Origin of the sequence: Enterobacter cloacae complex sp. IR5412, assembly GCF_049237385.1 — a bacterium.
GTDB lineage: Bacteria > Pseudomonadota > Gammaproteobacteria > Enterobacterales > Enterobacteriaceae > Enterobacter > Enterobacter intestinihominis.
Map to the genome: position 1 here is coordinate 156,924 of NZ_JBMKHQ010000010.1, position 6,244 is coordinate 163,167.

Annotated in this window: 5 protein-coding genes; all 5 read left to right on the forward strand. The window is 55.1% G+C overall.

Features of this window, described 5'->3' with window-relative positions:
- The first annotated feature begins 124 nt into the window (after positions 1-124).
- Positions 125-739 (forward strand): outer membrane lipoprotein chaperone LolA, encoded by a 615-nt coding sequence (gene lolA, locus ACOTX2_RS17815; RefSeq protein ID WP_022647618.1) that lies wholly within the window; start codon positions 125-127, stop codon positions 737-739.
- A gap of 9 nt (positions 740-748) precedes the next feature.
- Positions 749-2,092: a replication-associated recombination protein RarA gene (rarA, locus tag ACOTX2_RS17820; RefSeq protein ID WP_421625952.1), complete on the forward strand. Its 1,344-nt coding sequence runs from the start codon at positions 749-751 to the stop codon at positions 2,090-2,092.
- 92 nt (positions 2,093-2,184) lie between these two features.
- Complete coding sequence (gene serS / locus ACOTX2_RS17825) at positions 2,185-3,477, forward strand: serine--tRNA ligase (RefSeq protein WP_003858266.1); 1,293 nt, start codon at positions 2,185-2,187, stop codon at positions 3,475-3,477.
- 211 nt (positions 3,478-3,688) lie between these two features.
- Positions 3,689-6,133, forward strand: coding sequence for a dimethylsulfoxide reductase subunit A (gene dmsA, locus ACOTX2_RS17830; RefSeq protein ID WP_023299718.1), 2,445 nt, complete (start codon positions 3,689-3,691; stop codon positions 6,131-6,133).
- A gap of 10 nt (positions 6,134-6,143) precedes the next feature.
- On the forward strand, positions 6,144-6,244 hold a 101-nt coding region (locus ACOTX2_RS17835), incomplete at its 3' end, for a 4Fe-4S binding protein (RefSeq protein WP_162992763.1).

The following is a 6,244-nucleotide window of genomic DNA, read 5'->3' on the forward strand; positions in this document are numbered from 1 at the left end:
TCAGCGATTGCAAAGAAGGGTAAATCAGCAAAAATTAAGCATATTCTTCTGTCGCCTGCCTTCGGGCAGGTACAGAATAGAAACGGAACCCCCATATCGGGAAGACGTATTTTAAGGAATAACAATGAAAAAAATCGCCATCGCCTGTGCATTACTCTCCAGTTTTGTTGCCAGCAGCGTCTGGGCTGATGCAGCCAGCGACCTTAAAAGCCGACTGGATAAAGTGAGCAGTTTCCACGCCAGCTTCACGCAAAAAGTGACTGACGGCAGCGGCAACGCGGTGCAGGAAGGCCAGGGAGATTTGTGGGTGAAACGCCCAAATCTGTTCAACTGGCACATGACCCAGCCGGATGAAAGCGTTCTGGTGTCTGACGGTAAAACCCTGTGGTTCTACAATCCGTTTGTTGAGCAGGCGACCGCCACCTGGCTCAAAGACGCGACCAGCAATACGCCGTTTATGCTCATTGCCCGTAACCAGTCCAGCGACTGGCAGCAGTACAACATCAAACAAAACGGTGATGAGTTCGTCCTGACGCCAAAAGGCAGTAACGGTAATCTGAAGCAGTTCACCATTAACGTGAGCAGCAACGGTACCATCAATCAGTTCGGCGCGGTTGAGCAGGACGATCAGCGCAGCAGCTATCAGTTGAAGTCTCAGCAAAACGGCGCCATTGATGCATCGAAATTCACCTTTACCCCGCCGCAGGGCGTAACGGTGGACGACCAACGCAATAAGTAAGAGGCATGAGTGAGCAACCTGTCGCTCGATTTTTCAGATAATGCGTTTCAACCTCTGGCCGCCCGTATGCGGCCAGAAAATTTAGCGCAGTACATCGGTCAGCAACATCTGCTGGCTGCGGGGAAACCCTTGCCGCGCGCTATTGAGGCGGGGCATCTGCACTCCATGATCCTCTGGGGGCCACCCGGCACCGGAAAAACCACGCTCGCTGAAGTGATCGCCCGCTATGCCAACGCGGACGTTGAGCGCATCTCGGCGGTCACGTCGGGGGTGAAAGATATCCGCGAGGCGATCGAGCGGGCGCGACAAAACCGCAATGCCGGACGTCGCACCATTCTGTTTGTCGACGAAGTTCACCGCTTCAACAAGAGCCAGCAGGACGCCTTTCTGCCGCACATTGAAGACGGTACGATTTTCTTTATCGGCGCCACCACGGAAAACCCGTCGTTTGAACTGAACTCTGCGCTGCTCTCCCGGGCGCGCGTGTATCTGCTTAAATCGCTGACCACGGAAGATATTGAAAAAGTTCTGACGCAGGCGATGGAGGACAAAGCGCGCGGTTACGGCGGGCAGGATATCGTTCTGCCGGACGAGACGCGTCTTGCTATCGCCGAACTGGTTAACGGTGATGCCCGTCGTGCGTTGAACACGCTCGAAATGATGGCCGATATGGCCGAAGTGGACGATGCGGGCAAGCGCGTATTAAAGCCTGAACTGCTCACCGAAATTGCCGGTGAGCGCAGCGCGCGCTTCGATAATAAAGGCGATCGTTTTTACGACCTCATCTCTGCATTACACAAGTCCGTGCGCGGCAGCGCTCCGGATGCGGCGCTCTACTGGTATGCGCGTATCATCACCGCCGGTGGCGATCCGTTATATGTCGCGCGTCGCTGCCTGGCGATTGCGTCAGAAGATGTCGGTAATGCCGATCCACGCGCCATGCAGGTCGCTATTTCCGCCTGGGACTGCTTTACCCGCGTCGGGCCTGCGGAGGGCGAGCGTGCCATTGCGCAGGCAATTGTCTATCTGGCTTGCGCACCGAAAAGTAACGCGGTGTATACCGCCTTCAAAGCGGCGATGTCGGATGCACGTGAACGTCCGGACTACGATGTGCCGGTTCATCTGCGCAATGCGCCAACCAAATTGATGAAAGAGATGGGTTACGGGCAGGAGTATCGCTACGCCCATGACGAACCCAACGCCTACGCCGCCGGCGAGGAGTATTTCCCGCAGGAGATGGCACAAACCCGCTATTATCACCCCACAAACAGAGGTCTTGAGGGTAAGATTGGCGAAAAGCTCGCCTGGCTTGCCGGACAGGATCAAAATAGCCCTATAAAACGCTACCGTTAGTTCAATCGTTGCGGTAATGTTGGCAATATATCTCTGTGGCCGCAGGCTGTGGTCACTTTTTCCTCTTTTAATTCGATAAGCACAGGATAAGCATGCTCGATCCCAATCTGCTGCGTAATGAGCCAGACGCAGTCGCTGAAAAACTGGCACGCCGGGGCTTTAAGCTGGATGTAGATAAGCTGCGCGCTCTTGAAGAGCGTCGTAAAGTTTTGCAGGTACAAACAGAAAATCTGCAGGCAGAGCGTAATTCTCGATCGAAATCCATTGGCCAGGCGAAAGCGCGCGGGGAAGATATTGAGCCATTACGCCTGGAAGTGAACAAACTGGGTGAAGAGCTGGATCAGGCGAAAGCTGAACTGGACGTTCTTCAGGCTGAAATTCGTGATATCGCTCTGGCGATCCCGAACATTCCTGACGACAGCGTCCCTGTCGGCAAAGACGAAAACGACAACGTTGAAGTGAAACGCTGGGGTACGCCTCGCGAGTTTGACTTCGAGGTGCGCGATCACGTGACGCTGGGCGAAATGCACGCGGGCCTGGACTTTGCGGCTGCGGTTAAGCTGACCGGTTCTCGCTTCGTGGTAATGAAAGGTCAGATTGCTCACCTGCATCGCGCGCTGGCGCAATTTATGCTGGATCTGCACACCGAGCAGCATGGCTACAGCGAAACCTACGTTCCGTATCTGGTTAACCACGATACGCTGTACGGTACAGGCCAGCTGCCGAAATTTGCCGGCGATCTGTTCCATACCCGTCCGCTGGACGAAGAAGCTGACAGCAGCAACTACGCGCTGATCCCAACCGCGGAAGTGCCGCTGACCAACCTCGTGCGTGATGAGATCATCGACGAAGACGATCTGCCAATCAAACTGACTGCGCACTCTCCATGTTTCCGTTCTGAAGCCGGTTCTTACGGTCGTGATACGCGCGGTCTGATCCGTATGCACCAGTTCGATAAAGTTGAGATGGTGCAGATCGTTCGTCCGGAAGAGTCTATGGACGCGCTGGAAGAGATGACAGGTCACGCAGAGAAAGTGCTGGAGCTGCTGGGGCTGCCATACCGCCGTATGGCGCTGTGCACCGGTGACATGGGCTTCGGCGCCTGCAAAACCTTCGACCTCGAAGTCTGGGTGCCTGCGCAAAACACCTACCGTGAAATCTCCTCTTGCTCTAACGTCTGGGATTTCCAGGCGCGTCGTATGCAGGCGCGTTGCCGCAGCAAGTCCGACAAGAAGACCCGTCTGGTTCATACCCTGAACGGTTCTGGTCTGGCGGTTGGCCGTACGCTGGTTGCCGTGCTGGAGAACTACCAGCAGGCAGATGGTCGTATTGAGATCCCTGAGGTGCTGCGTCCTTACATGAAAGGCCAGCAGTTCATCGGCTAATATTTTGCTGCAAAACAAAAAAGCGCCTCAGGGCGCTTTTTTTATATCTTTGATTTGATACGACGCAATATTCCCTCCCTCTAAAGTAGTAATACTCCTCCGAACGAAAGTTAGCATAAAACACCTGTAACGAAGGAATTCGTTATATATAAAACTACATAGCGGTATGCGCCGCCTCTCTTTTCTTTGTGAGCAACCAAAGTGAGTCTTTATGAAAATCAAAGCGCCTGAAGCGTTAATGGCTGCCGAGGTCACTCGCCGTGGGTTGATGAAAACCACGGCAATAGGTGGTCTGGCGGTTGCCAGCAGCGCCTTTACGCTTCCTTTTACCCGTCTGGCGTCGGCGGCGGAGGCTCTGTCTCCCGCTTCAGCCCCGGAAAAAGTGGTGTGGAGTGCCTGTACCGTTAACTGTGGTAGCCGTTGTCCCCTGCGTATGCATGTTGTGGACGGTGAAATCAAATACGTTGAAACCGACAATACCGGCGATGATAACTACGAAGGGTTACACCAGGTTCGTGCCTGTCTGCGTGGCCGCTCAATGCGCCGTCGCGTTTATAACCCGGATCGTCTGAAATATCCGATGAAGCGTGTCGGTAAGCGTGGGGAAGGGAAGTTCGAGCGCATTAGCTGGGACGAAGCCTACGATATTATCGCGACCAACATGCAGCGCCTGATCAAAGAATACGGCAACGAATCCATCTACCTGAACTATGGCACCGGGACGCTGGGCGGCACCATGACCCGCTCCTGGCCGCCGGGTAAAACGCTGGTAGCGCGCCTGATGAACTGCTGCGGCGGCTATCTCAACCATTATGGCGACTACTCTTCCGCACAGATTGCCGCGGGCCTGAACTACACCTATGGCGGCTGGGCAGACGGTAACAGCCCGTCGGATATAGAAAACAGCAAGCTGGTGGTATTGTTCGGCAACAACCCGGGCGAAACGCGTATGAGCGGCGGTGGGGTAACCTATTATCTTGAGCAGGCGCGCGCCAAATCCAACGCACGTATGATCATCGTCGATCCGCGCTACACCGATACCGGCGCGGGGCGAGAAGACGAGTGGATCCCTATCCGCCCTGGTACCGATGCGGCGCTGGTCAATGCGCTGGCGTATGTGATGATCACTGAAAACCTCGTCGATCAGCCGTTCCTTGATAAATACTGCGTCGGCTATGACGAGAAGACGCTGCCAGCCAGCGCACCGGCTAACGGGCATTACAAAGCGTATATTCTTGGTCAGGGCAGCGACGGGGTAGCGAAAACCCCTGAGTGGGCATCTACCATCACCGGCATTCCAGTCGAACGTATTGTTCAACTGGCCCGTGAAATTGGTTCAGCAAAACCGGCTTATATCAGCCAGGGCTGGGGACCGCAGCGTCACGCGAACGGCGAAATTGCCACCCGCGCTATTTCTATGCTCTCGATTCTGACTGGCAACGTCGGCATTCACGGCGGTAATAGCGGGGCGCGTGAAGGCTCGTATGAAGTACCGTTTGAACGTATGCCAACGCTGGATAACCCGGTTCAGACCAGCATCTCCATGTTTATGTGGACGGACGCGATCGAGCGCGGCCCGGAAATGACCGCGCTACGCGACGGCGTTCGGGGTAAAGATAAGCTGGATGTGCCAATCAAAATGATCTGGAACTATGCCGGTAACTGCCTGATCAACCAGCACTCAGAGATCAACCGCACCCACGAAATTTTGCAGGACGACAAGAAGTGCGAAATGATTGTGGTGATCGACTGCCACATGACCTCATCGGCGAAGTATGCCGATATTCTGCTCCCAGACTGCACCGCCTCTGAGCAGATGGATTTCGCGCTGGACGCCTCCTGCGGCAACATGTCCTATGTGATCTTCACAGACCAGGCCATCAAACCGCGCTTCGAGTGCAAAACTATCTATGAGATGACGTCCGAGCTGGCGAAACGTCTTGGCGTTGAGCAGCAGTTCACAGAGGGGCGTACTCAGGAAGAGTGGATGCGCCATCTGCACGAGCTCTCACGCAAAGCCATTCCAGACCTGCCGGACTTCGATACCTTCCGCAAGCAGGGCATGTACAAGCAGCGCGATCCGGAAGGGCATCACGTGGCGTATAAAGCCTTCCGCGACGATCCGCAGGCCAATCCGCTGACCACGCCGTCGGGCAAAATCGAGATCTACTCCGAAGAGCTGGCAAAAATTGCCGCAACGTGGGAATTGCCGGAAGGGGACGTTATCGATCCGCTGCCGATCTATACGCCTGGCTTCGAAAACTACAACGATCCGCTGACGGAGAAATTCCCACTTCAGTTAACCGGTTTCCACTACAAAGCGCGTGTTCACTCCACCTACGGCAACGTTGACGTTCTGAAAGCGGCCTGCCGACAGGAGATGTGGATCAACCCGATGGATGCGAAAGCGCGCGGCATCAGTAATGGCGATCGCGTACGTATCTTCAACGGACGTGGCGAAGTGCATATCGAAGCTAAAGTGACTCCGCGCATGATGCCTGGCGTTGTCGCGCTGGGGGAAGGGGCCTGGTATAACCCGGATGCGAACCGTATCGATCAGGCGGGCTGCATCAACGTTCTCACTACGCAGCGTCCATCGCCGCTGGCGAAGGGCAACCCATCCCACACAAACCTCGTTCAGGTTGAAAAGGCGTAAGGAGTAACCGATGACAACCCAGTATGGATTTTTTATTGATTCCAGCCGCTGCACCGGGTGTAAAACCTGCGAGCTGGCCTGCAAGGATTATAAAGACCTGACCCCGGACGT